Raw genomic sequence first — 25,193 nt, 5'->3', positions numbered from 1 at the left:
CGCCGGACCGTCCGCTTCGAAGAGGCCATCCGGGCGCTGCTCGCCGACGGGCGCTCGACGTTCATCGAGATCAGCGCACATCCGGTGCTGACGATGGGCATCGGCGACACCGTCGAGGCCGCCGGGCGGCAGGCCGCCGTGCTGGCCACGCTGCGCCGGCACGAAGGCGACACCCGCCGCTGGCTCACCGCCCTCGCCGAGGCCTACGTGCACGGCGTGACCGTGGACTGGACCGCCGTACTGCCCGATCGCGGCGGCCGGAGGATCGGCCTGCCCACCTACGCCTTCCAGCGCAGGCGCTACTGGCTGGAGACCGCGGAGCCCGAGGCCGCGCAGCCGGTCTCCGAGCGGTCCGGCGACCTGACCTGGTTCTGGGACGCCGTCGAGCGCGAGGACCTCGGCCCGCTGCTGCGGACCCTGGACGTCAGCGGGGAGACCCCGCTGAGCGCCGCGCTGTCCTCGCTGTCCTCGTGGCACCGCCGCAGGCGCGAGGAGAACACCGTCGACGGCTGGCGCTACCGGGTCTCCTGGAAGCCCGCCACCACCGGCGGCGCGACCCTGTCGGGCACCTGGCTCGCCGTCGTCCCCGAGGGATGGCGGGACGCAGAGGTCACCCGCGACTGTCTCGGCGCGCTGGAGTCGGCCGGGGCCCGGGTGGTCACGCTGGCCGTCGAAGACGCCGGGGGAGACCGCGCGACGCTCGCCGCCCGGATCGGCGACGCCCTCGCCGAGGCGGACGACGCCGAGCCCGCCGGGGTGGTCTCGCTGCTCGCGCTCGACGAGGAGCCCACCCCCGAGCACACCAGCGTGCCGTGCGGCATGGCCGCCACCGTCACGCTCACCCACGCCCTGCGCGACGCCCGGGTGCAGGCCCCGCTGTGGTGCCTGACCACCGGCGCCGTGTCCACCGGGTCCGCCGACCGCCTCACCCACCCGGCACAGGCCCTGGTGTGGGGCTTCGGCCGGATCGCCGCGCACGAGTACCCCACCTGGGGCGGCCTGGTCGATCTCCCGGAGGCCCCCAACGCCAGGGCGCTGTCCCGCCTGCCCGCCGTGCTGGCCGGAGGCGGCGACGACGACCAGGTCGCGGTTCGCGTCTCGGGCGTGTTCGTGCCCCGGCTGGTCCGCGCGGGGGAGACCCCGGCCAAGCGGTCCTGGTCGCCGTCCGGCACGGTGCTGATCACCGGTGGCACCGGGGCGATCGGCGCGCACGTGGCCCGCTGGCTGGCCCGCCGGGGCGCCGGTCACCTGCTGCTGGTGAGCCGCCGTGGCCTGGCCGCGCCCGGCGCGGGCGAGCTGGCCGCCGAGCTGGAGTCGATGGGCGTCACGGTCACCGTGGCCGCCGCCGACCCGGCCGACCGGGACACCCTGGCCGGGCTGCTCGCCCGGATCCCGGCCGAGCACCCGCTGACCGCCGTCTTCCACGCGGCCGGGGTCGTGGACTCCAGCATCATCGACTCCCTCACCCCCGAGCGGATCGACGGCGCGCTGCGTGCCAAGCTGCGGGTCGCGATGAACCTGCACGAGCTGACCAGGGACCTCGACCTGTCGGCGTTCGTGCTGTTCTCCTCGCTGGCCGGGGTCTTCGGCGCGGCGGGGGAGGGCAACTACGGCCCCGGCAACGCCTTCCTCGACGCGTTCGCCGCCTACCGGCGCGGCCTCGGGCTGCCGGCCACCGCCGTCGCCTGGGGAGCCTGGGACGGCGGCGGCATGGCCGAGGGCGCGATCGGCGACGCCATGGGCCGCCATGGCGTGCCCAGGATGGACCCCGAGCTGGCGCTGGCCGCCCTGCAGCGGGCGCTGGACAACGAGGACACCGCCATCGCCCTCGCGGACATCCGCTGGGAGGTGTTCTCCTACTTCTTCACCGCCACCCGCCCCAGCCACCTGCTGGACGAGCTGCGCGAGGTCCGCGTGCTCGCCGCCGCCGCCGAGGTGGTGGACGAGCAGGACGACGGCGACACGTCCCTGGTCGCCCGCCTGTCCGGTCTCCCGGACGGCGAGCGCAACCGGATCCTGCTGGAGCTGGTCCGCGAGCAGGTCGCCCTGGTGCTCGGCTACGAGTCGGCGGAGGCCGTCGAGCCGGGCCGGACCTTCCAGGACCTCGGCCTCGCCTCGGCCGGGGCCGTCGAGCTGCGCAACCGGCTGACCCTGGTCACCGGGCTGCGCGTCGCGGCCACCGTCGTCTTCGACTACCCGACGGCCGCCGAGCTGGCCAGGCACCTGGACGCGCAGATCGGCGGCGGCGCCGCCGGGAACGCCGCCACGGCCGCGCCGGTGCCCGCCGTGGTGGCCACCGACGACGACCCCATCGTGATCGTCGGCATGAGCTGCCGGTTCCCCGGCGGCGTGGCCTCGCCCGAGGACCTGTGGGACCTGGTCGCCGGGGGCGGCGACGCGATGTCGGTCTTCCCCGCCGACCGGGGCTGGGACACCGACGCGCTCTACGATCCCGACCCGGACAACCCCGGCACCACCTACGCCAGGGAGGGCGGTTTCGTCCACGACGCGACCGGCTTCGACGCCGAGCTGTTCGGGATCTCGCCGCGCGAGGCGCTGGCCATGGACCCGCAGCAGCGGCTGATGCTGGAGGCGTGCTGGGAGGTCTTCGAACGGGCGGGCATCGACCCGATGTCCCTGCGCGGCAGCCAGACCGCCGTGTACGCGGGCAGCGGCGGCCAGGAGTACATGAGCTTCCTGAGCGCGTCGGCCACCGGCAGCGAGGGCTACCTGGCCACCGGGGGATCGGCGAGCGTGGTGTCCGGGCGGGTCGCCTACACGTTCGGCCTGGAGGGACCGGCGGTGACCGTGGACACGGCCTGCTCGTCGTCCCTGGTCGCCATGCACCTGGCGGCGCAGGCGCTGCGCCAGGGCGAGGCGACGATGGCCATCGCGGGCGGGGTGACCGTCCTCACCAGCCCTAGCATCTTCACCGAGTTCAGCAGGCAGCGCGGGATGGCCTTCGACGGGCGCTGCAAGTCCTTCGCCGCCGACGCCGACGGGGCGGGCTGGGGCGAGGGCGTCGGCGTGGTGCTGCTGGAGCGGCTGTCGGACGCCCGCCGCAACGGCCACGAGGTGCTCGCCGTGCTCCGCGCGTCGGCCGTCAACCAGGACGGGGCCTCCAACGGGCTCACCGCCCCCAACGGACCTTCCCAGCAACGGGTGATCCGCCAGGCCCTCGCCGGGGCCGGGCTGTCGTTCGCCGACGTTGACGCCGTCGAGGCGCACGGCACCGGCACCGCGCTGGGCGACCCGATCGAGGCGCAGGCGCTGCTGGCCACGTACGGCCAGGACCGCGAGAAGCCGCTGTGGCTGGGCTCGGTGAAGTCCAACATCGGGCACACCCAGGCGGCGGCCGGCATGGCCGGGGTGATCAAGATGGTGATGGCGCTGCGGCACCAGACCCTCCCGCGCACCCTGCACGTGGACGAGCCCACCCCGCACGTGGACTGGACGGCCGGCGCGGTCGAACTGCTCACCGAGAACCGCCCCTGGAAGATCAACGGCCGTCCGCGCCGGGCCGGGATCTCCTCCTTCGGGATCAGCGGCACCAACGCGCACACCATCATCGAGGAGCCTCCGGCCCCGCTGTCCGACACTCCCGCGCCCGGCGCGCCCCGCGAGGGCGAGATCGTCCCTTGGACGCTGTCGGCCCGCACCGCGCCCGCCCTGCTCGCCCAGGCCGGGCGGCTGCTGGCGCTGGCCGAGGCCGACGAGGAGCTGAACCTCACCGACGTGGCCGCCTCGCTGGTCACCACCAGGGCCGCGCTGGAGCACCGCGCGGTCGTGCTCGCCGGGGACCGGGCCGGTCTCCTGCGCGGGCTCACCGCCCTCGCAGAGGACGCCCTCGCGCCCGGCCTGGTGCGCGGCGTGATCCGGCAGGGCCGCACCGCCTTCATGTTCACCGGGCAGGGCGCGCAGCGGCCCGGGATGGGCCGGGAGCTGTACGAGACCTTCCCGGTGTTCGCCGACGCCTTCGACGCGGTCGCCGCCCGGCTCGACACGGCGCTGGAGCGCCCGCTGCACGACGTGGTCTTCGCGGACACCGGCCTGCTGTCGCGGACCCGGTACACCCAGGCGGGGCTGTTCGCGCTGGAAGTGGCGCTGTTCCGGCTGTTCGAGTCGTGGGGCGTGGTCCCGGACTACCTGCTGGGCCACTCGATCGGCGAGTTGGCGGCGGCGCACGTCGCCGGGGTCATGTCGCTGGACGACGCGTGCCGGCTGGTGGAGGCCCGTGGGCGGCTGATGCAGGAGCTGCCCGAGGGCGGCGCGATGCTGGCCCTCCAGGCGCGCGAGGACGAGCTGGAGCTGGACGAGCGGGTGAGCCTGGCCGCCGTCAACGGCCCCGACATGGTCGTGCTGTCCGGCGAGAAGCCCGCCGTCGCCGAGCAGGAGAGGCTGTGGCGCGGGCGGGGCCGCAAGTGCAAGCGGCTGAACGTCTCCCACGCCTTCCACTCGGTGCTGATGGAGCCGATGCTCGCCGAGTTCCGCGCGGTCGCCGAGACCATCGGCTACGCGCGGCCCGCCGTCCCGGTCGTCTCCAACCTGGACGGGCGGCCGGTCGAGCGCTACACCGCCGAGTACTGGGTGCGGCACGTCCGTGAGGCCGTCCGGTTCGCCGACGGCGTCGCGACCCTGCACGGCCACGGGGTCACCCGGTTCGTCGAACTCGGCCCCGACGGCGTGCTCACCGCCATGGCCCGGCAGTCCGTCGACGACGCCACGCTCATCCCCACCCTGCGCTCCGACCGCGCCGAGCCCGAGGCGGTCATGACCGCGCTCGCCACCGCACACGTGCACGGCGTGCCGGTGGACTGGCCGGGCGTGCTCGCCGAGCGCGGCGGCAGGCGGATCGAACTGCCGCCCTACCCGTTCCAGCGCCGCCGCTACTGGCCGGAGATCCAGCCCGCCGTCCCCGGGGCCGTGGCCGCCGACCCGGCCGAGGCCGAGTTCTGGGCCGCCGTGGAGAGCGAGGACCTGGCCGCCGTCGCGGGCACCCTCAAGCTGGCCGACGAGGACGCGCTCGCCGGGCTGCTGCCCGCGCTGTCCTCCTGGCGCAGGCGCCGCCGCGCCGAGTCCGCGCTGGACACCTGGCGCTATCGCGACACCTGGCGGCTGCTGCCCGACCCGGCGACCGCCGCGCTGACCGGCCCCTGGCTGGTGCTCGGCCACCGCGCCGGCGACACCGGGCCGCTCGCCACGGCGCTGCGCCGGGCCGGGGCCGAGCCCGTCGAGCTGACCCTCGAATCGGCCGGAGCGGATCGCGACGCGCTCACCGCACGCCTGCTGGACGTCCCCGCCCCGGCCGGTGTGCTGTCGCTGCTGGGCCTGACCACGACGGTGACCCTGGTCCAGGCGCTCGGCGACGCGGGCGTGGACGCCCCGCTGTGGTGCGCCACCCGGGACGCCGTCGTCACCGGCCCCGCCGACGGGCCGCCCGACCCCGGACAGGCCCAGGTATGGGGCTTCGGCCGGGTCGCCGCCCTCGAATACCCCGGCCGCTGGGGCGGTCTGGTGGACCTCCCGGCCGAACTGGACGAGCGCGCCGCCGCACGGCTGGCCGCCGTGCTCACCGGCACGGAGGACCAGGTGGCCGTGCGCGCCTCCGGCGTGTTCGGGCGGCGGCTGCGCCACGACCCGGCGGGCCACGACCCGGAGCTCACGCCGTGGCGTCCCTCGGGGGCCGTCCTGATCACCGGCGGCACCGGCGCGCTCGGCGCGCACGCCGCCCGCTGGCTCGCCGGGCGCGGCGCCGCCAAGCTGGTCCTCGCCGGACGCCGGGGCGCGGACGCCCCCGGCGCGGCCGAACTGGTCGCCGAACTGACCGAGCTGGGCGCCGAGACGGTCGTCGCCACCTGCGACGTGGCCGACCGCGACGCGCTGGCCGCGCTGCTGGCCGAGCACCCGGTGACCGCCGTCGTGCACGCGGCGGGCGTCACGGCCGACGGGCTGATCGACTCGCTCACCCCCGGCCGCCTCGCCCTGAGCCTGTCGGCCAAGGCGGAGGCCGCGACCCACCTGCACGAACTGACCGAGGGGTTGGAGGCGTTCGTCCTCTTCTCCTCGATGGCGGGCACCCTGGGCAACGCGGGACAGGCCGCGTACGCCGCCGCCAACGCCCACCTGGACGCGCTCGCCGAGCGGCGGCGCGCCCTCGGCCTGCCCGCCACCTCGATCGCCTGGGGCCCCTGGGCGGGGTCCGGCATGGCCGCCGACGAGGCCGTCGCGCAGCGGATGCGCCGGGCGGGCCTCCCGGCCATCGACCCCGAGCAGGCGGTCGCCGCCCTCGCGCAGGCCGTGGACCGCGGCGACACCGCCGTGACCGTGGTGGACGTGGACTGGGCCAGGTTCGCCCCCGGCTTCACCGCCGTACGGCGCAGCCCGCTGATCGCCGATCTCCCGGAGGCGGCCGCGGCCCTCGCGGACGCCGCCGTCGCCGAGGCGGCCACCGGGCCGGACTCGCCGCTGCGCGCACGGGTGCTGAAGACCCCCGTGGGCGAGCGCGAGCGGCTGCTGCTCGACTTCGTCAGGGAGCACGCGGCGCTGGTGCTCGGCCACGCCACTCCGGCGGCGATCGAGCCGGAGCGGGCGTTCCGAGAGTTCGGCTTCGACTCGCTGACCGCGCTGGAACTGCGCAACCTGCTCGGCACCGCGACCGCGCTGACCCTGCCCGCCTCGCTCGTCTTCGACTACCCGACCCCGAAGGCCCTCGCCAGGCACCTGCTGGCCGAGCTGGCGGGCCGTCCCGGTGACGAGATCGTGCCCATCCGGGCCGGGGCCGTGGACACCGTCGCCGACCCCATCGTGATCGTCGGCATGAGCTGCCGGTTCCCCGGCGGCGTGTCCTCGCCCGAGCGGCTGTGGGAGATGGTCCGCTCCGGCACGGACGCCATGACCGAGTTCCCGTCCGACCGCGGCTGGGACCTCGACGCGCTGTTCGACCCCACAGGGAACGGCACCTCCGACGCCCGCGAGGCCGGGTTCCTGCACGACGTCGCCGGGTTCGACGCGGCCCTGTTCGGCATCTCGCCACGCGAGGCGCTGGCCATGGATCCGCAGCAGCGGCTGCTGCTGGAGTCGTGCTGGGAGGTCTTCGAGTCCGCGGGCATCGACCCGACCTCGGTGCGCGGCAGCCAGACGGGCGTGTTCGCGGGCACCAACGGCCAGGACTACGGCACGCTGCTGCTCGGCGCGGCCGAGGCCACCGACGGGCACCTCGGCACCGGCAACACCGCGAGCGTGATGTCCGGCCGGATCTCCTACACCTTCGGCCTTGAGGGCCCGGCGGTCACCGTGGACACGGCCTGCTCCTCCTCGCTGGTGGCGCTGCACCTGGCGGCGCAGTCGCTGCGGCAGGGCGAGTGCTCGATGGCGCTGGCGGGCGGCGTGACGGTGATGACGCTGCCGGGCACGTTCATCGAGTTCAGCACCCAGGGCGGGCTGTCCGGCGACGGGCGCTGCAAGGCGTTCGCCGAGGCCGCCGACGGCACCGGCTGGGGCGAGGGCGTCGGCATGCTGCTGCTGGAGCGTCAGTCGGACGCGCGGCGCAACGGGCACCGGGTGCTCGCGGTGGTGCGCGGCTCGGCCGTCAACCAGGACGGCGCGTCGAACGGCCTGACCGCCCCGAACGGCCCTTCGCAGCAGCGGGTGATCCGCCAGGCGCTGGCCAACGCCCGCCTGGAGCCCACCGATGTGGACGCCGTCGAGGCGCACGGCACAGGAACCCGCCTCGGTGACCCCATCGAGGCCCAGGCCCTGCTCGCCACCTACGGCCAGGACCGCGCCGAGCCGCTCTGGCTCGGATCCATCAAGTCCAACATCGGCCACACCCAGGCCGCCGCAGGCGTCGCGGGCGTGATCAAGATGGTCCAGGCCATCCGCCACGGCGAGCTGCCGAAGACCATGCACGTGGACGCCCCCAGCTCGCACGTGGACTGGACGGCGGGCGCCGTCGAACTGCTCACCGAGAACCGCCCCTGGCCCGGGCTGGACCGCCCGCGCCGGGCCGCGATCTCCTCGTTCGGCGTCAGCGGCACCAACGCGCACGTGATCATCGAGCAGGCCGAGGCCGAGGCCGAGCCGGAGGAGGCCCCCGAGGTCTCCGCCCCGCCGGTCGTCCCGTGGGTGGTCTCCGCCAAGTCGGCCGTGGCGCTGCGCGAGCAGGTGTCCCGCCTGGCGGCCCACACCGGCGGCGACCCGGTGGACGTGGCGTGGTCGCTGGCGACCACCCGGGCCACGCTGGAGCACCGCGCGGTGCTCCTCGGGCCCGACCGCACGGCGGAGTCGGGGCTCGTCACCGGCGTGGCGCAGGGCACCGCCGACCCCGTGTTCGTGTTCCCCGGCGAGGGGTCGCGGTGGATCGGCGCGGCGGCGGAGCTGCTGGAGTCCTCGCCGGTGTTCGCCGCCCGGATGGCCGAGTGCGAGCGGGCGCTGGCCGAGTTCGTTGACTGGTCGCTGCTGGAGATCATCTCCGCGGGCCGGTCGCCGGACCAGGTGGACATGGCCGAGTCCGTGCTGTGGGCCGTCAGCGTGTCGCTGGCCGCTCTGTGGGAGTCGGCGGGAGTCGTCCCCAGCGCCGTGGTCGGCCACGGCCAGGGTGAGATCGCCGCCGCAGTGGTCGCGGGCGGGCTCAGCCTCGAAGACGGCGCACGAGTCGTCGCATTGTGCAGCCAGCGGGAGCAGGTCCCTGACCTGCTCATGGAGAAGTCGGCCGAGATCAGCCCGACGCGGGGACGCATCGCCTACTACTCGGCGGTCACCGGCGAGCGCGTCGACACCAGCACCCTGAACGCGGACCACTGGTACGAGAACCTGCGGCGGACGGTCCGCTTCGAAGAGGCCATCGGGGCGCTCCTCGCCGACGGGCGCTCGACGTTCATCGAGATCAGCGCCGACCCGGTGCTGACCGCCGGCATCGAGCGGGCCCTCGGCGACGCCGGCGGCGTCGCCCTGGCCACCCTGCGCCGCGACGAAAGCGGCCCGGAGCGCTGGACGGCGGCGCTCGCCGAAGCCTGGGTGCACGGCGTCCCGGTGGACTGGCGCACGGTCTTCGCGGGCTGGGGCGGCCAGGTCACCGACCTCCCGACCTACGCCTTCCAGCACGAGCGGTACTGGCCGGACTTCTCCCTCTCCTTCGAGCCGGGCACCGCCACGGCGGCGGACCCGGACGAGGCGTGGTTCTGGGAGGCGGTCGAGAACGGCGACCTCTCCGCCGTCGCGGGAGCCCTCAAACTGGGCGATTCAGCGGTGGACGCGGTGCTGCCCGCGCTGTCGGTGTGGCGGCGCGAGCGCCGGGAGCGCTCGACCGTGGACTCGTGGCGCTACCGCGCCGAGTGGACCCCGATCACCGTCGCCCCCGCGACCCTGTCCGGCACCTGGCTGCTGGTGACCACCGAGCACGTCCCCGCCGCCGAGGTGGCCACCGCCGTCCGGCAGGGCGGCGCCGACGTGGTCGAGGTCCGCCTCCCCGGCTCCGACCAGGACCGGTGGGACCTCGCCGACACCCTCGCGAACGTCGTCCGGAACGCCGGCAAGATCGCCGGAGTCCTCTCCCTGGTCGCCCTCGACCCCGCCGCCAAGCCCGTGGCCGGGACGCTCGCGCTGACGCAGGCGCTCGGGGACCTCGAACTGGGGGCGCCGCTGTGGTGCGCGACTCGGGGCGCGGTCGCGACCGCTCGTTCGGAGCCGCCGGTAGATCCGGCGCAGGTCGCGGTGTGGGGCTTCGGCCGCTCGGCCGCACTGGAACTGCCGCGCCGCTGGGGCGGGCTCGTCGATCTACCGGCCGACCTGGACGCGCGTTCCGCCGCCCGGCTCGTGTCGGTGCTGGCGGCGGGCGACGACGAGGACCAGGTGGCCGTCCGGGCGTCGAGCGTGTTCGCCCGCAGGCTGCGGCGCGCCTCCCGGCCGGAGACCGGCCAGGCCGTCCGCTGGACCCCGATTGGGACCGTCCTGGTCACCGGCGGCACCGGCGCGCTCGGCGGGCACGTCGCCCGCTGGCTGGCCGGACGCGGCGCGACGGACCTGCTGCTCACCGGCAGGCGCGGCGCGGACGCCCCCGGCGCCGCCGAACTGGTCGCCGAGCTGGCGGAACTGGGCGCCCGCGCGACGGTGGCCGCGTGTGACGTGGCCGACCGCGACGCGCTGGCCGCGCTGCTCGCCGGGCACGACGTGCGGGCCGTCTTCCACACCGCCGGGGTGGCCGCCACCGCCTCGATCCCCGAACTCGACCCCGCCTCCCTCGCCGACGCGCTGGCCGCCAAGGTGACCGGCGCGGCCAACCTCGACGAACTGCTGCCGGACGCCGAGGCGTTCGTGCTGTTCTCCTCCATCGCCGCCACCTGGGGCAGCGGCGGCCAGACCGGCTACGCCGCGGGCAACGCCTACCTGGACGGCCTGGCCGAGCGCCGCCGGGCGCGGGGGAGCGCCGCGACCTCCGTGGCCTGGGGACCGTGGGCCGCGGCGGGCATGGCGGCCTCCGAGGAGGCCGGACGGCACCTGGCGCGCAGGGGCCTGCGCGCGATGCCGCCCGAGCAGGCCGTGGTCGCCATGGCCGACGCGATCGACGCGGACGAGACCGCCGTCACCGTGGCCGACGTGGACTGGGCGCGGTTCGCGCCGTCGTTCACCGTCTCCCGGCCGTCGGCGCTGTTCGGCGCGCTGCCCGAGGCCCGCGACGCCGCCGGGGCGACCTCCGGCGACGCCGACGAGTCGTCCGGGCTGCGCGGCCGGATCGCCGCGTCGTCCCCGGCCGAGCGCGACCGGCTGCTCACCGACCTGGTCAAGACCCACCTGGGCGCGGTGCTCGGCTACCGGGACACGGCGGCGATCGAGCCCGCCATGCCGTTCAGGGACCTCGGGGTGGACTCGCTGACGGCCGTGGAGGTCCGCGGCAGGATCGCCCAGGCGACGGGGCTGAGCCTGCCGGCGAGCCTGGTGTTCGACTACCCGACACCCGCCGCGCTCGCCGCGTACCTGGTCGGCGAACTCGGCGGCACCGAGGACGGCACGGCCGCGCCGGTCGCCCCGGTGGCTGCCACCGAGACCGATCCGATCGCGATCGTCGGGATGAGCTGCCGCTTCCCCGGCGGGGTGTCCTCGCCGGAGGAACTGTGGGAGCTGCTCGCGGCGGGCGGCGACGGCATCGCGGCCTTCCCCCTCGACCGGGGCTGGGACCTGGGCGAGGCCGGGTTCGCCGCCGAGGGCGGGTTCGTCCACGAGGCGACCACCTTCGACGCCGAGCTGTTCGGCATCTCGCCGCGCGAGGCCACGGCCATGGACCCGCAGCAGCGCCTCCTCCTGGAGGCGTCCTGGGAGGTCCTTGAGCGGGCCGGGATCGACCCGCACGCGCTGCGCGGCACCCCGACCGGCGTGTTCGTCGGCGCCTCGGCCTCCGGCTACGGCACCGGCGCGCTGGTCCCCGACGCCTCGCAGGGCCATCTGATGACCGGCACCTCCAACAGCGTGATCTCCGGCCGCGTCTCCTACGCCTTCGGCCTTGAGGGCCCGGCGGTCACGATCGACACGGCCTGCTCCTCCTCCCTGGTGGCGCTGCACCTGGCCGCGCAGGCGCTGCGCAACGGCGAGTGCTCGATGGCGCTGGCGGGCGGCGTGACCGTGATGCCGACCCCGACGGTGTTCGCCGAGTTCAGCCGGCAGAACGGCCTGGCGGGCGACGGCCGGTGCAAGTCCTTCGCGGACGCGGCCGACGGCACCGGCTGGGGCGAAGGCGTCGGCGTCCTGCTGGTCGAGAAGCTCTCGGACGCCCGCCGCAACGGCCACGAGGTGCTGGCGATCGTCCGGGGCAGCGCCGTCAACCAGGACGGCGCGTCCAACGGCCTGACCGCCCCCAACGGCCCGTCCCAGCAGCGCGTCATCCGCCAGGCGCTGGCCGGGGCGAACCTGACCACCGCCGACATCGACGTGGTCGAGGCACACGGCACCGGTACCACGCTCGGCGACCCGATCGAGGCGCAGGCGCTGCTCGCCACCTACGGCCAGGACCGCGACCGGCCGCTCTGGCTCGGCTCGCTGAAGTCGAACATCGGGCACACCCAGGCGGCCTCCGGCGTCGCGGGCGTGATCAAGATGGTTCTGGCCATACGGCACGGGACGATGCCGAAGACCCTGCACGTGGACGCGCCCACCCGGCACGTGGACTGGACGGCGGGCGCCGTCGAACTGCTCACCGAGGCCCGCGACTGGCCGGTCAACGGCCACCCCCGCCGCGCCGGGATCTCCTCCTTCGGCGTCAGCGGCACCAACGCGCACACCATCATCGAGGAGCCGCCCGCCGCACCGGAGCGGGAAGCCTCCGCACCGGTCACCGGCCCGGTGGCCTGGCCGGTGTCCGGCCGGTCGCCCGCCGCGCTGCGGGCGCAGGCCGAGCGGCTGCGCGACTTCACCGCCGCGCACGACGGCCTCGACCCGGCGGCCATGGGCAACGCGCTGGCCACCACCAGAGCGGCGCTCGGGCACCGCGCGGTCGTCGTGGCCGAGGACCGCGACGGCTTCCTGCGCGGCCTGGAGGCGATCGCCACCGGGCGAACCGCCGGCAACGTGCTGCGCGGCGTCAACGGCAAGGGCGGCCTGGCCTTCCTGTTCCCCGGCCAGGGCTCGCAGCGCCCCGGAATGGGCCGCGAGCTCTACGACGCCTACCCCGTGTTCGCCGACGCCTTCGACGCGATCCGCGCCCGCCTGGACCGGCACCTGGACCACCCGCTCGCCGACGTCGTCTTCGGCGACGGCGAGACGGGCGCGCTCGACCGGACCGCCTACACCCAGGCGGCGCTGTTCGCCGTCGAGGTCGCGCTGTACCGGCTGGTCGAGTCGTGGGGGATCACCCCCGACCACCTGCTCGGTCACTCGGTCGGCGAACTGGCCGCCGCGCACGTCGCCGGGGTCATGTCGCTGGACGACGCGTGCCTGCTCGTCGGGGCGCGCGGCCGGCTGATGCAGGCACTCCCCGAGGGCGGGGCGATGCTCGCCGTGCAGATGACCGAGGCGGACGCGCGCCGGGCGCTCGAAGGCTACGAGGACCGGGTGAGCGTGGCCGCCGTCAACGGCCGGGAGGCGATCGTGGTCTCCGGCGAGACGGCGGCGATCGAGGAACTGGCCGCGCTGGCCGAGGAGACCAAGCGCAAGGCGCGCAGGCTGCCCGTCTCGCACGCCTTCCACTCGCCGCTGATGGAGCCCATGCTGGCGGACTTCCGCCGGGTCGCCGAGGGCGTCGAGTACCGCGCCCCGCGCGTGCCGATCGTGTCCAACCTGACCGGGGCGCACGTCGAGGGCTACGACGCCGGCTACTGGGTGCGCCACGTGCGCGAGGCCGTCCGATTCGCCGACGGTGTGACGACGCTGCGGGACGCGGGCGTCACCAGGGTCCTGGAGATCGGCCCCGGCGGGGCGCTGACCGCGCTGGCCGAGCCCGTGCTGCCCGCCAAGTCGGTCGCCGTGGCGGCGCTGCGCAAGGGCCGGGGCGAGCTCGACTCGCTGCTGCGCGCGGTCGGCCGGCTGCACGCCAACGGCGTGAGCCCGGACTGGACGGTGATCTTCGCCGGAGCGGGGACCGTCGAACTGCCCACCTACGCCTTCCAGCGGGAGCGCTACTGGCTCGCGGCCGGAGTCCCGGCGACCGCGCCGGAGGCCGCCCCCGCCGCCGAGACCCCGCAGGCCGTACCGGAGGGGAACGCCGCGGTCCCCGAGGTACGGCTTGCGGGCCTGTCCCGGCAGGACCGCGCGGCGGCCCTGCTGGACCTGGTGCGCCAGAGCGCCGCCGCCGCGCTCGGCCACGCCACCACCGACCCCATCGAGCCGGAGTGGGAGTTCCTGGAGCTCGGCTTCGACTCGCTGGCCGCCCTCGAACTGCGCAACGCCCTGCAGACCGCGACCGGCCTGACCCTGTCGGCCACGATGGTCTTCGACCACCCGACCCCCGTCGCGCTCGCCGAGCACCTGCGGGCCGCGCTGGAGGGGACCTCCGGCGAGGAGAACGCCGGGTCGGCCGTGAGCCTGGGCGTCTCGCCGGACGACCGTGACCCGGTCGGCCTGCTCAACTCCCTCTACCGGGAGGCCACCCGCAACCGCAAGGTGGCGGACTTCCTGGAGTTCCTGGGCGACGCCGCCAAGTTCCGTCCGGCCGCCGACCGGGTCGAGGAGATCACCACGCCCGCCAAGGTGGTCCGGCTGGCCAGGGGCGCCGCCGAGGCGCCGCCGCTGATCTGCTGCAGCGGGATGACCGCGGCGGGCGGGCCGCACGAGTTCGCCAGGATCGCCGCCCCGCTGCGCGGGCTGCGCGACGTCTCGGCGGTCCCCGCGCTCGGCTACGGCAGGGGCGAGCTGCTGCCCGCCACCGCCGAGGTCGCGCTCGGGTGGCAGGCCGAGGCGGTGCTGCGGCACGCCGGCGGCCGGCCGTACGTGCTGCTCGGCCACTCCGGCGGGGCCATCCTGGCGCACGCGCTGGCGCGGCACCTGGACGGGCTCGGCCAGGGCCCGGCGGCGCTGGTGCTGGTGGACATCTACCGGCCGGAGGACCAGACCATGACCGACTGGGACGTGGAGCTGTCGGAAGGCGTCTTCGACCGGGAGCACCAGTACGTCCCCATGGACGACATCCGGCTCACCGCCATGGCCTGGTACGGCCGGATCTTCTGGGAGTCGGCGACCGGCGACGTCGCCGCCCCGACCCTGCTGCTGCGGGCGACCGAGCCGCTGGGCGAGGTCGAGGGCGACGAGTGGCGCAGCTCGTGGGAACACGCCCGCGCCGTCGTGGACGTGCCCGGCGACCACTTCTCGATGATGTCCGAACACGCGGAGACCACGGCCCTGGCGATCCACCACTGGATCGAGGAGACGTTGTGACCACCGCCCGAGACCTTCTAGCCGGCAAAACCCCCTATGAGAGGAATCGTTGGAGATGACGGAGACCTTGGCCCGCGCGATCGGTGTCAGCAGGCGGTACGGAGACCTCACCGCCGTGGACGACGTGTCGCTCGACATCCCGGCAGGGCAACTGCTCGGCCTGCTCGGACCCAACGGCGCGGGCAAGAGCACCCTGATGAACATGTTCGTCGGCCTGCGCCGTCCCAGTGCGGGCAGGATCGAGCTGTTCGGCTACGACCCCCGCGACGCCAAGGCGCGCCAGCGGATGGGCATGACCCCGCAGGACACCGGCCTGCCCGAGACGTTGCGCGTCGGTGAAGTGATCGACTTCGTGGCGGCGCACTTCGCCAACCCCGCCGACAAGAACGAACTGCTCGCTCAGTTCCAGCTCGACGCGCTGGCCCGCCGCCAGACCGGCGCGCTGTCCGGCGGCGAGAAGCGCAGGCTGGCCATCGCGCTGGCCTTCGTCGGCCGCCCCGACCTGGTCTTCCTCGACGAGCCGACCACCGGCCTCGACGTGGAGGCCCGCCGCACCCTCTGGGACGGCGTGCGCGCCTACAACCAGGCGGGCGGCGCGGTCGTCCTGACCAGCCACTACCTGGAGGAGGTGGAGGCGCTCGCGCAGCGCGTCGTCATCATGCAGAACGGCACCGCCGTCGCCGACGACAGCGTGGACGCGCTGCGCAACGTGGGCGGCATGCGCCGGGTCAGCATGATCGTGCCCGAGGTGCCCGCACTGCCCGGCGTCGTCGGCGTCGAGCGCGACGGCGACCGCGTCGAACTGATCACCCAGGACTCCGACGCCCTGGTGCGCGGCCTGATCGACTCCGGCGTCGCCTTCCGCGACCTGGAGGTCCGCGCGGGAACGCTGGAGGACGCGTTCCTGGCCATCACCGCCAAGGCCCCCACCACCGCCGCCGTCTCCTGACCACCGCTGGAGCTGACTCACATGAGAGCGATCGCCGCCTACACCAAGTTCGAGATCCTCGGGGCCATGCGCATCCCGATGGTCTACGTCACGCTGCTGTTCATGCCGGTCGTCGGCATGCTGCTGTTCGTGCTGCCCGCGATGGGCAGCGACCCGGCGGCCGCGACGCTGAGCACCGCCTCGATGTGCCTGTTCACCGTACTGATCATCTGCTCGGCCCAGTACGGCCTGGGCATCGCCGACGCCAGGACCAAGCCCTGGGGCGGATACGTCCGCACCCTGCCCGGCGGGTTCCTGCCCAAGATGACCAGCATGATCGCGCTCAGCGCCATGCTGGTGGTGCTCGGCTCGGTCCCGCTGATCGGCGTCGCCGCCCTGGGCACCGTCGCCACCGCCACGCCGCTGCAGATCCTCGCCGGCCTCGGCGCGCTGCTGGTCGCCGTGGTTCCGTTCAGCCTGATGATGCTGGCCATCGCCTACGCGGTGAACCCGTACCTGGTGGGCGCGGTGACCAGCGTGCTGCCCATCGCCCTGGCCTTCCTCGGCGGGCTGTTCACCGACCCGAACAACCAGTCGGCGTTCTTCGCCAACGTCTCGCCGTTCTTCCCGACCAGGGGCTCGGTCGAGCTGGTCTGGGCCGCCGTGGGCGGCTTCACCCCGAACCCGATCTCCCTGATCATGCTGGGCGTCTGGACCCTCGCCCTCGGCTGGCTGGCCTACCGCGCCTACCGCCGTGACGAGGGCCGCCGCTTCCACTGAGTCCATCCCACCTTGAACGGGGTTCCACCATGACGGACATTCTCACCGACGCGCGTCGCGTCGCGGCCATGAGCTGGCGGCCGCTCGCCGTCGAAGGGGCCATCGAGTTCACCCCTGACGTGTTCCCCGACGACCGGGGCTACTTCCTGTCGCCCTACCAGGAGCCCGCGTTCCGCCAGGCCACCGGGCACGCGCTGTTCCCCGTCGCGCAGACCAACCACAGCCGGTCGCGGCGGGGCGTGGCGCGGGGCATCCACTTCACCCTGACCCCGCCCGGCCAGGCCAAGTACGTCTACTGCCCGCGCGGGCGGGCGGTGGACATCGTCGTGGACATCCGCGTCGGCTCGCCCACCTTCGGCAAATGGGACGCGGTGCTGATGGACCAGGACGACTTTCGGGCCCTGTACTTCCCGGTCGGGCTCGGCCACGCCTTCCTCGCGCTCGAAGACGACACGGTGATGTCGTACATGGTGTCGAGCAGCTACGTCGCCGCGCACGAGCTGGCGATCAACCCGCTCGACCCCGACCTCGGCCTGCCGATCCCCGACGACCCGCCGGCGCTGACCTCCCCGCGCGACACGATCGCCCCCACCCTGGCCCAGGCGCTGGAGCAGGGCCTGCTGCCCGACTACGGACGGTGCAGGGAGATCGAGGAGGCGTTGTACCGGTGAGCGCCGACCTGCCGCTGGTCGTCGTACTCGGCGCGTCCGGCTTCATCGGCTCGCCCGTCACCCGGGCCCTGGCCAAGCGGCCGATCCGGCTGCGCCTGGTGGCCAGAAGGCCCACGCCGGTGCCCGAGGGCGGCGTCGCGGACATCGAGGTCCGCACCGCCGACCTGACGGAGGAGGGCGCCCTCGCCGACCTGGTCGAGGGCGCGGACGCCGTCTTCCACCTGGTGGCCTACACCGACGGCGGCTGGCGCGTCGCCGACGGCGACACCATGGCCGAGCGGATCAACGTCGGCCTGGCCCGCGAGCTGGTCGAGGCGATCCGCTCGCGCCCGTCGCCCGGCAAGCCCCCCGTGGTGCTGTACGCCGGGACCAAGACCCAGGTCGGCCACCCGCCGGGTGACCGCATCGACGGCACCGAGCCCGACAACCCGGTCAGCCCGTACGGCCGGCAGAAGCTCGCCGCCGAGACCGCGCTGAAGGAGGCCACCGCCGAGGGCGTGCTGCGCGCGGTGTCCCTGCGCCTGCCCACCGTCTACGGGCACGGCCCCGAGTCCACCGCCACCGACCGCGGCGTGGCCGCCACCATGATGCGCCGCGCCATGGCGGGCGACCGGCTGACCATGTGGAGCGACGGCTCCGTCCGCCGCGACCTGGTCTACATCGACGACGTCGTCGACGCCTTCCTCACCGCGCTGGACCACGCCGACGAGCTGGCCGGTCGGCACTGGCTGGTCGGCGGCGGCGCGAGCGTGCCGCTCGGCGAGCTGTTCACCGAGATCGCGGCGCTGGTCGCCGAGCGCACCGGCAGGCCGCCGGTGCCCGTGGTCTCGGTGCCCCCGCCGGACAACGCCGACCCGACCGACATGAGCAACCAGGAGATGGACTCCACGGCGTTCCGGAACATCACCGGCTGGCGGCCGAAGACTTTGCTGCGTGACGGCCTGGCGCGGACCGCCACCGAACTGGTCGGTGCGTGACGGCATGGCGAGCATCGCGTTCTTCAACAACTCGGGTTACGGGCACGTGCTCCCCACCCTGGGGGTGGTCGCCGAACTGGTCCGCAGGGGCCACCGGGTGACCTACTTCACCGGGGCGGGGGTCACCGCCAAGGTGGCGGCGACCGGGGCGGAGGTCGTGCCGTACGAGACCCGCCTGCCCGGCATCGACCTGTCGGAGTACGTGACCGCCGACCGGACCCCGGAACTCCTCGGGATCTACCTCACCGAGAGCGAGACCATCCTCCGGGCCGCCGAGGCCCACTTCGGCGACACCCCGCCCGACCTCATCGAATACGACCTGACCGTGTACCACGCGGGGCGGATCCTGGCCGCCAAATGGGGCATACCGGCGGTCCAGGGCCTGCCGGTATTCGCCTCCAACGACCATTTCTCGCTGTTGGACGCCATGGTGCGGCACATGGGCAAGGGCGACCCCCGCCACCCCGCGCTGCTGGAGTTCGTCCGCAGGCTGACCGCCCTGCTCGCCGCCCATGGCCAGGCCGACACCCGTCTCGAAGACTTCATCGGCCAGAACGAAGGGCTCAACCTGGCGTATTTCCCTCGCTCCTTCCAGTTCGCCGGGCCCACCTTCGACGACCGCTTCGCCTTCATCGGCCCCGGCCTCGAAGACGACCCGGCCCCGGGCGGCTGGACCCCTCCCGGCGACGGCCGCCCCGTCCTGTTCGTCTCGCTCGGCACCAGCGTCAACCGCCGCCCCGGCTTCTTCCGCGCATGCGTGGACGCCTTCCGCGACCAACCGTGGCACGTGGTGATGACCGTCCACCAGGGCGTCGACCGCGCCGAACTGGAACCGCTGCCCTCCAACGTGGAGGTCCACGAGTGGCTGGCCCACCAGGAGGTGCTGCGGCACACCGACGTGCTGCTGTGCCACGCCGGCATGGGCAGCCTGATGGGCGCCTGGCACCAGGGCGTCCCCGCGGTCGTCGTCCCCGGTTCCCCCGAAGACTGGGTCAACGCCCGCAGGGTCGCCGAACTCGGCCTCGGCCGCGTGATCAGAGAGGACCTGCCGACTCCCGACCGCCTCCGCGCCGCCGTCCTCGGCGTCGCCGCAGACCAGATGACCCGCAAACGCGTGGACCGCATGCGCACCGACATAGCGACGGCGGGCGGCGGCGTCCGTGGCGCGGACGCGATCGAACACCACCTGACCGCTTCCTTGGTGTCCCACTGAACCCGCTCATGCTCCTGATGGGCTGAGGGTGAACAACAGGCCCGGCACGGCCGGTTGCCCCAAAAACCGGGCGAAGAACCCTTTCCCGGTCGGTTCGTCCAGCCGCCCGGGATCGTGCCGCGCGGGCCGTGGCACGGCGTCCTTCAGCAGAAGCGCCCAATGACCGGGACTCCCCGGCGCGGGCGCCCGCTGGGCGCGGGCGATCATGAAGGAGACGGTCCCCGGCCGTGCTCGACGTGCCATTCGGTGTGGTCGGGGGTGGGGGTGTGCCACGCGGGCGCGGCGTCGTAGACGGTGCCGTACACGGCGCCTCCCATGACGTGCAGGCACAGCTCGATCGGGGGTTTGCCGTGGACGGCCGCGTTGGCCACTAGTTCGGAGACGATCTGGGTGATGGTGTCGGCGTGGTGGGTGAGGTCGTGGGCGGCGAGCAGTGCGCGGGTGAGGTCGCGGGCGGTCTGGGGTGCTCCGTGGGTGGCGGGCAGGTCCCATGTCCGGCCGGTGGTGGGGGTGGGTGGTGTCATCTGCTCGTCTCCTGGCCTCGGGCGGCTTTGCGGTGGTGAACGACGGTGCGCGGGTTGGCGGCGTCTTGGGGGTGAGGCCGAGGAGGGGGGTCGGCGGCGAACGGTGTTCCGGTGGCATGCGCTGTGTGGCGTTGTAGAGGGCGAGGTCAGGGTTTGGATGACCTCTTGCCAGCGGGAGACTCCTGTCCCGAGTGACGCTGGACCCCCTGGACTACCTCGACGTCGAGCTGCCCGAGGTGTTCTGCCATACGCCGCCGTGCGCCGCCGGCAACGCCGTCGCTGCGCAGCGGGTGGCCGAGCTGGAGGAGCGAATCGCCACTCTCGCTCGCTTGCGCGACAGCCTCGTCCACCGCATGCCCTGGCTGGCGGCGTCTGGCGACAACCCGGACGAGCCGGCCGCGCGTACGCGTCCGGCGTGAACAGATGTCGCGGCACAGTGGCGAGTGCCGCCGCCATCCGCTCGGACTCGCAGGGTAAAAAGTGTACACTCTAGCTATGGAAAGTATCCCTTTGAAGGATGCCCGAACTCAGCTCGGTAAGATCCATGCATCCGCCGCCCATGGGCAGCCCGTCCAGATCACCCGTCATGGGTCGGCACCCGTCGTGGTCGTCTCCAAGTCCATGTACGACGTCATGTTCACCGATCACCTGCGCTGGCAAGCCGAGCGGTTCCGTAAGGCGCTGGAAGACGGCACGATCCCCGAGGGCACCCTCGTCATCCACCGCGACGACATCGAGCGCTGGCGTAACGCCACCCCTGAGGAGTGGGAGAGCGGCACTCTGAATGCCTGACCACCTCATGATCCCCCCGGCGGCCCGCGCACAGATCGCCGTCCTGCCCGACAGACTGCGCAAGCAACTGTTCGAGGTCATCCTCTTGCTGCTGGAAAATCCTCAGCCGCCGGGTAGCGAGCCATACGACGGCGTCGCCGACATGTGGGTCATGGAACTCGACGACATCACGCTCTACTACAACGCGCTCGGCGTCGGCACGATCATCGTCCAGCAGATCGTGATCAACGACTGACGACCCCCAGCCTGGCGACGATGGCAGAGCATCGACGCCCGGCGCGGTGGCTACGCTCCGTGAACGGGCTGAGTCGTGAACACGGGGCGGTAGGGGTATGCCGTGGGGTAACCGGCCTCCTAGCCTCTCTAACAGAGGTGCCCAGGCGATTTCTGCGCCATGCGGAGAATGGTCGGGAGGACGACGGATGCGGGTTCTGTTTGTTTCGCACAGTGAGAAGCCCCACTATTTCGGTATGGTGCCGCTGGCATGGGCCTTTCGTACGGCGGGCCACGAGGTAAGGGTGGCCGGGCAGCCGGAATTGTCGGCTGCGGTGGTGGAGTCCGGGCTTGTTTCCGTGCCGCTCGGCGCCGACCACAAATGGAAACAGGTCATGCAGGAGAAGGACGACGACACCTGGGCCGCCCGGGTCGTCAACGCCGTCAGCAACTCCGCGGACCTGGATCACGACGAGCTTTTCGAGTTCTACCAGAGCACTACGAACGACTATTTCCGGACCATCAACAACGATGAGTTCGTGGACGACCTCGTCGATTACGCCCGCGAATGGCGGCCCGACCTCGTCATCTGGGAGCAGTTCACCTGGGCCGGGGCCGTGGCCGCCCGCGCGTGCGGCGCGGCGAGCGTCCGCATGCTCTGGGGCGCCGACGTCGTCACCCGCAGCCGCCGGGACTTCCTGGCCCGCCTGGCCGAGCGTCCCGAGGACCGGCGGGTGGACCCCTTCGCCGACTGGCTGACCGAGGTGCTCGGCCGGCACGGCCTGGAGTTCGACGAGGAGGTCGTCTCCGGCCGCTGGACCCTGGACGCCGCCCCGCCGGACCTGCGCCTCGACGTGGGACGGCCCACCGTCGCCATGCGCTTCGTCCCCTACTGCGGCCCCGCCGAACTGCCCGAGTGGCTGCGCGAGAAGCCCGCCCGCCCCCGGGTGGCCGTCACCGCCGGCATCTCGCTGCGCGAGTACTTCGGCGTGGACATGTTCTCCATCGCCGCCCTGCACGTCTTCGACGACCTCGACATCGAGGTCGTCGCCACGCTCGTCCCCGGGCACGGCGAGTCCGTCTCGCACGCCCCGGCGAACGCCAAGGTCGTGGACTTCGTCCCGATGCAGGGACTGCTGCCGACCTGCGCGGCGGTCGTCCACATCGGCGGCGCGGGCATCCAGAACACCGCGGCGCACTACGGCGTGCCGCAACTCGTCCTGCCCGGGTTCTGGGACTCCGCCGTGCGCGCCGAGCGCGTCGCCGCCTCCGGCGCGGGGCTGGCCATCCACCCTCACGAGGTGACGCCCGACAGGGTCCGCGACGACCTGCTCCGGATCCTCACCGAGCCCGCCTTCCGCGAGGCCGCCGAGCGGCTGCGCGCGTCGATGGAGGCGGTGCCGTCCCCCAACGAGGTCGTGCCCGAACTGGTACGGCTGGTCGCCGAGCACCGGAGCGGATGATCGTCATGACCGAAATCGCCGACCGGCAGACCCGCGCCCACGCGGCCGTGTGGCAGGACTACCTGTGGTCGGTCGGTGAACGCGGCGACCCGTACGCCCTGCTGCTGCGCGCGCCCGCCGACCCCTACCCGCTGTACGAGCGGATCCACGCCCGGGGGCCGCTGCACCAGAGCGGCCTGGGCACCTGGGTCACCGGCAGCCACCGGCTGGCCAACAAGGTGCTGCGGGACAAGCGCTTCGGCGTGCGCCGCACGGACGGGGAGAAGGCCCCGGAGTTCATGCCGTTCGACAACTCCATGCTCGGCCTGGACCCCCCGCACCACACCCGGCTGCGCAAACTGACGGTCCCCACCCTGAACCCGCGCAAGCTGGTCCGCTGGAAGCCGCGCGCCGCCGAGGTGAGCAACGAGCTGATCGACCGCATCATGCGCGGGCGCAACGAGTTCAACTTCATGAGCTCCTTCGCCCAGCAGCTCCCGCTCCAGGTGATCGGCGACCTGGTCGGCATCCCGGATCGCTACCGGCGGCTGTTCTTCCAGCTCAGCAGGCGGATGGCGTATCTGCTGGACGGCGTGGCCACCGTCGAGGTGGCCCAGGACGTCCAGCGGGCCATCGCCGAGATGACCGCGATGTTCGTGGACATCATCGAGATGCGCAAGGCCGACCCGCAGGACGACCTGATCAGCGACCTGCTGCCCGCCGTCGAGGACGGCCGGCTGAGCATGGACGAGATGGTCCCGCTGTGCATGTTCCTGCCGCTGGCCGGCACCGAGACCACGGTCAACCTGATCGGCAACGCGCTGCGCGCGCTGCTCGACCATCCCGAGCAGTGGGAGATGTTCAAGGCCGACCCGGTCTCGCTGGCGCCCGCCGTGGTCCAGGAGACCCTGCGCCACGACACCCCCGTGCAGCAGTACCGGCGCATCGTGCACGAGGACCTGGAATTAGAGGGTCACCTGCTCGCCGCCGACAGCGAACTGGCCATCTGCGCGGGCGCGGCCAACCGCGACCCCGAGATCTACCCCGACCCCGGCCGGTTCGACATCACCCGCGAATCCGGGCCCGAGACCCTCTCCTTTTCCATGGGCATTCATTTCTGCCTAGGCGCGGCGCTGGCCCGCCTGGAGGCGGAAATCGCGCTCGCCGCACTGGCCGAACGCCTTCCCGGCCTGCGCCAGGTCGGCCCCGTGCGCCGCCGCGACTCTTTTATCATCCGGGGGATGCTGCAGTTCCCCGTGGCGATGAAGTAAAAAGGGGTCGAGGGGCCCGGCTAGGGGTTTGAGGGAAAATTCCCGCTCATTAGGCTCATGTGGTGGATATGTAAAGTCTGGGCATGCGCTTTCTCTGGTAAGAGGTCCCTTACATGGCAGACAAAGATACTCTCCGTGACTATCTCAAGCTCGTCACCGCCGATCTCAGACAGACAAAGCAGCGGCTTCGTGAGATCGAGGAGAGCGAGCGGGAGCCGATCGCCATCGTCGGCATGAGCTGCCGTTACCCGGGCGGGGTGCGCTCGCCCGAGGACTTGTGGGACCTGGTCTCCGCAGGGCGCGACGGGATCAGCGGCTTTCCCGAGGATCGCGGCTGGGACCTCGCGGGACTGCACGACCCCGACCCCGAGCGGTCCGGCAAGAGCTATGTCACGGAGGGCGGCTTCGTCGAGGGCGCGGCCGATTTCGACCCGGTGTTCTTCGGGATCTCGCCGCGTGAGGCGCTGGCGATGGACCCGCAGCAGCGGCTGCTGCTCCAGGCGTCGTGGGAGGTTTTCGAGCGGGCCGGGATCGACCCGACCGCGCTGCGGGGGAGCCGCACCGGCGTCTTCGCCGGCACCAACGACCAGAGCTACCTCGCCCTGCTGCACGGCTCCCGGCACGGCAGCGAGGGCTACCTGCTGACCGGCGGCTCCACCGCCGTCGTCTCCGGGCGCGTCTCCTACACGTTCGGGTTCGAGGGCCCGGCGATGACGGTGGACACCGCGTGCTCGTCGTCGCTGGTGGCGCTGCACCTGGCGGTGCAGGCGCTGCGCAACGGGGAGTGCTCGCTGGCGCTGGCGGGGGGCGTGACCGTGATGGCCACCCCCGGCGTGTTCGTGGAGTTCTCCCGGCAGCGGGGCCTGGCCTCGGACGGCCGGTGCAAGTCCTTCGCGGCGGCGGCCGACGGCACCGGCTGGTCGGAGGGCGTCGGCGTGCTGCTCGTGGAGCGGCTGTCGGACGCCGTGCGGAACGGCCACCAGGTGCTCGCGCTGGTGCGCGGCTCAGCGGTGAACCAGGACGGCGCGTCCAACGGCCTCACCGCCCCCAACGGACCTTCGCAGCAGCGGGTCATCCTCCAGGCGCTGGCGGGCGCGGGCCTTTCCCCCGCCGACGTGGACGCGGTCGAGGCGCACGGCACCGGCACGGTGCTCGGTGACCCGATCGAGGCTCAGGCGCTGCTGGCCACCTATGGGCAGGACCGTGAAGAGCCGTTGTGGCTGGGTTCGGTGAAGTCGAACATCGGTCACAGCCAGGCGGCGGCCGGTGTGGCCGGTGTGATCAAGATGGTGATGGCCATCCGCGCGGGCGTGCTGCCCAGGACCTTGCATGTGGACGAGCCGTCCCCGCACGTGGACTGGTCCGCCGGAAACGTGGAACTCCTCACCGAGAACCGCCCCTGGCCCGAGACCGACCACCCCCGCCGCGCGGGCATCTCCTCCTTCGGCGTCAGCGGCACCAACGCCCACACCATCCTCGAAGCCCCACCCACCCCGACCGCCACCCCCACGGCGCTGCCCGAGGCC

The 25,193-nt window shown here is 73.4% G+C and carries 13 protein-coding genes; 12 read left to right on the top strand and 1 reads right to left on the bottom strand.

What is annotated here, in order from left to right; all coding sequences use genetic code 11:
* The 6 genes from P3X83_RS42400 to P3X83_RS42375 all read left to right on the top strand — a co-directional run.
* Positions 1–14,856, top strand: a 14,856-nt coding sequence (locus P3X83_RS42400) for a type I polyketide synthase (RefSeq protein ID WP_277311112.1), incomplete at its 5' end; no start/stop codon positions are given.
* A gap of 55 nt (positions 14,857–14,911) precedes the next feature.
* Complete coding sequence (locus tag P3X83_RS42395) at positions 14,912–15,805, top strand: ABC transporter ATP-binding protein (RefSeq protein WP_277311111.1); 894 nt, start codon at positions 14,912–14,914, stop codon at positions 15,803–15,805.
* Positions 15,806–15,826: 21 nt separating this feature from the next.
* Complete coding sequence (locus P3X83_RS42390) at positions 15,827–16,564, top strand: ABC transporter permease (protein ID WP_277311110.1); 738 nt, start codon at positions 15,827–15,829, stop codon at positions 16,562–16,564.
* A gap of 29 nt (positions 16,565–16,593) precedes the next feature.
* Positions 16,594–17,235 carry a dTDP-4-dehydrorhamnose 3,5-epimerase family protein gene (locus P3X83_RS42385; RefSeq protein ID WP_346742794.1) on the top strand — a complete coding sequence of 214 codons (642 nt, stop codon included), beginning with the start codon at positions 16,594–16,596 and terminating at the stop codon, positions 17,233–17,235.
* The gene (locus tag P3X83_RS42380; RefSeq protein WP_277311109.1) at positions 17,232–18,212 is read left to right on the top strand and encodes an NAD-dependent epimerase/dehydratase; all 981 of its coding nucleotides are present in this window, start codon (positions 17,232–17,234) and stop codon (positions 18,210–18,212) included. Before P3X83_RS42385 ends, P3X83_RS42380 begins: the two co-directional genes overlap by 4 nt.
* The gene (locus P3X83_RS42375) at positions 18,169–19,425 is read left to right on the top strand and encodes a macrolide family glycosyltransferase (RefSeq protein WP_277311108.1); all 1,257 of its coding nucleotides are present in this window, start codon (positions 18,169–18,171) and stop codon (positions 19,423–19,425) included. Before P3X83_RS42380 ends, P3X83_RS42375 begins: the two co-directional genes overlap by 44 nt.
* A 203-nt stretch (positions 19,426–19,628) precedes the next feature.
* Here P3X83_RS42375 and P3X83_RS42370 read toward each other — a convergent pair whose 3' ends face one another.
* Positions 19,629–19,949 (bottom strand): hypothetical protein, encoded by a 321-nt coding sequence (locus tag P3X83_RS42370; RefSeq protein WP_277311107.1) that lies wholly within the window; start codon positions 19,947–19,949, stop codon positions 19,629–19,631.
* A gap of 191 nt (positions 19,950–20,140) precedes the next feature.
* Here P3X83_RS42370 and P3X83_RS42365 point away from each other — a divergent pair, with 191 nt between their 5' ends.
* The 6 genes from P3X83_RS42365 to P3X83_RS42340 form a co-directional block, all read left to right on the top strand.
* Positions 20,141–20,368 carry a MerR family DNA-binding protein gene (locus tag P3X83_RS42365; protein ID WP_277311106.1) on the top strand — a complete coding sequence of 76 codons (228 nt, stop codon included), beginning with the start codon at positions 20,141–20,143 and terminating at the stop codon, positions 20,366–20,368.
* A gap of 76 nt (positions 20,369–20,444) precedes the next feature.
* Positions 20,445–20,741: a type II toxin-antitoxin system prevent-host-death family antitoxin gene (locus P3X83_RS42360; RefSeq protein ID WP_277311105.1), complete on the top strand. Its 297-nt coding sequence runs from the start codon at positions 20,445–20,447 to the stop codon at positions 20,739–20,741.
* Complete coding sequence (locus P3X83_RS42355) at positions 20,734–20,976, top strand: hypothetical protein (protein ID WP_277311104.1); 243 nt, start codon at positions 20,734–20,736, stop codon at positions 20,974–20,976. Before P3X83_RS42360 ends, P3X83_RS42355 begins: the two co-directional genes overlap by 8 nt.
* Before the next feature lie 187 nt (positions 20,977–21,163).
* On the top strand, positions 21,164–22,417 hold the full coding sequence (locus tag P3X83_RS42350; protein ID WP_277311103.1) for an activator-dependent family glycosyltransferase: 1,254 nt from the start codon (positions 21,164–21,166) through the stop codon (positions 22,415–22,417).
* A gap of 5 nt (positions 22,418–22,422) precedes the next feature.
* Positions 22,423–23,667, top strand: coding sequence for a cytochrome P450 (locus tag P3X83_RS42345; RefSeq protein ID WP_277311102.1), 1,245 nt, complete (start codon positions 22,423–22,425; stop codon positions 23,665–23,667).
* A 113-nt stretch (positions 23,668–23,780) separates the two neighbouring features.
* On the top strand, positions 23,781–25,193 hold a 1,413-nt coding region (locus P3X83_RS42340), incomplete at its 3' end, for a beta-ketoacyl synthase N-terminal-like domain-containing protein (protein WP_277311101.1).

It is taken from the genome of Spongiactinospora sp. TRM90649 (genome assembly GCF_029382225.1).
Classification (GTDB): Bacteria; Actinomycetota; Actinomycetes; order Streptosporangiales; family Streptosporangiaceae; genus Spongiactinospora.
This window is presented reverse-complemented; position numbering and strand designations above follow the sequence as displayed.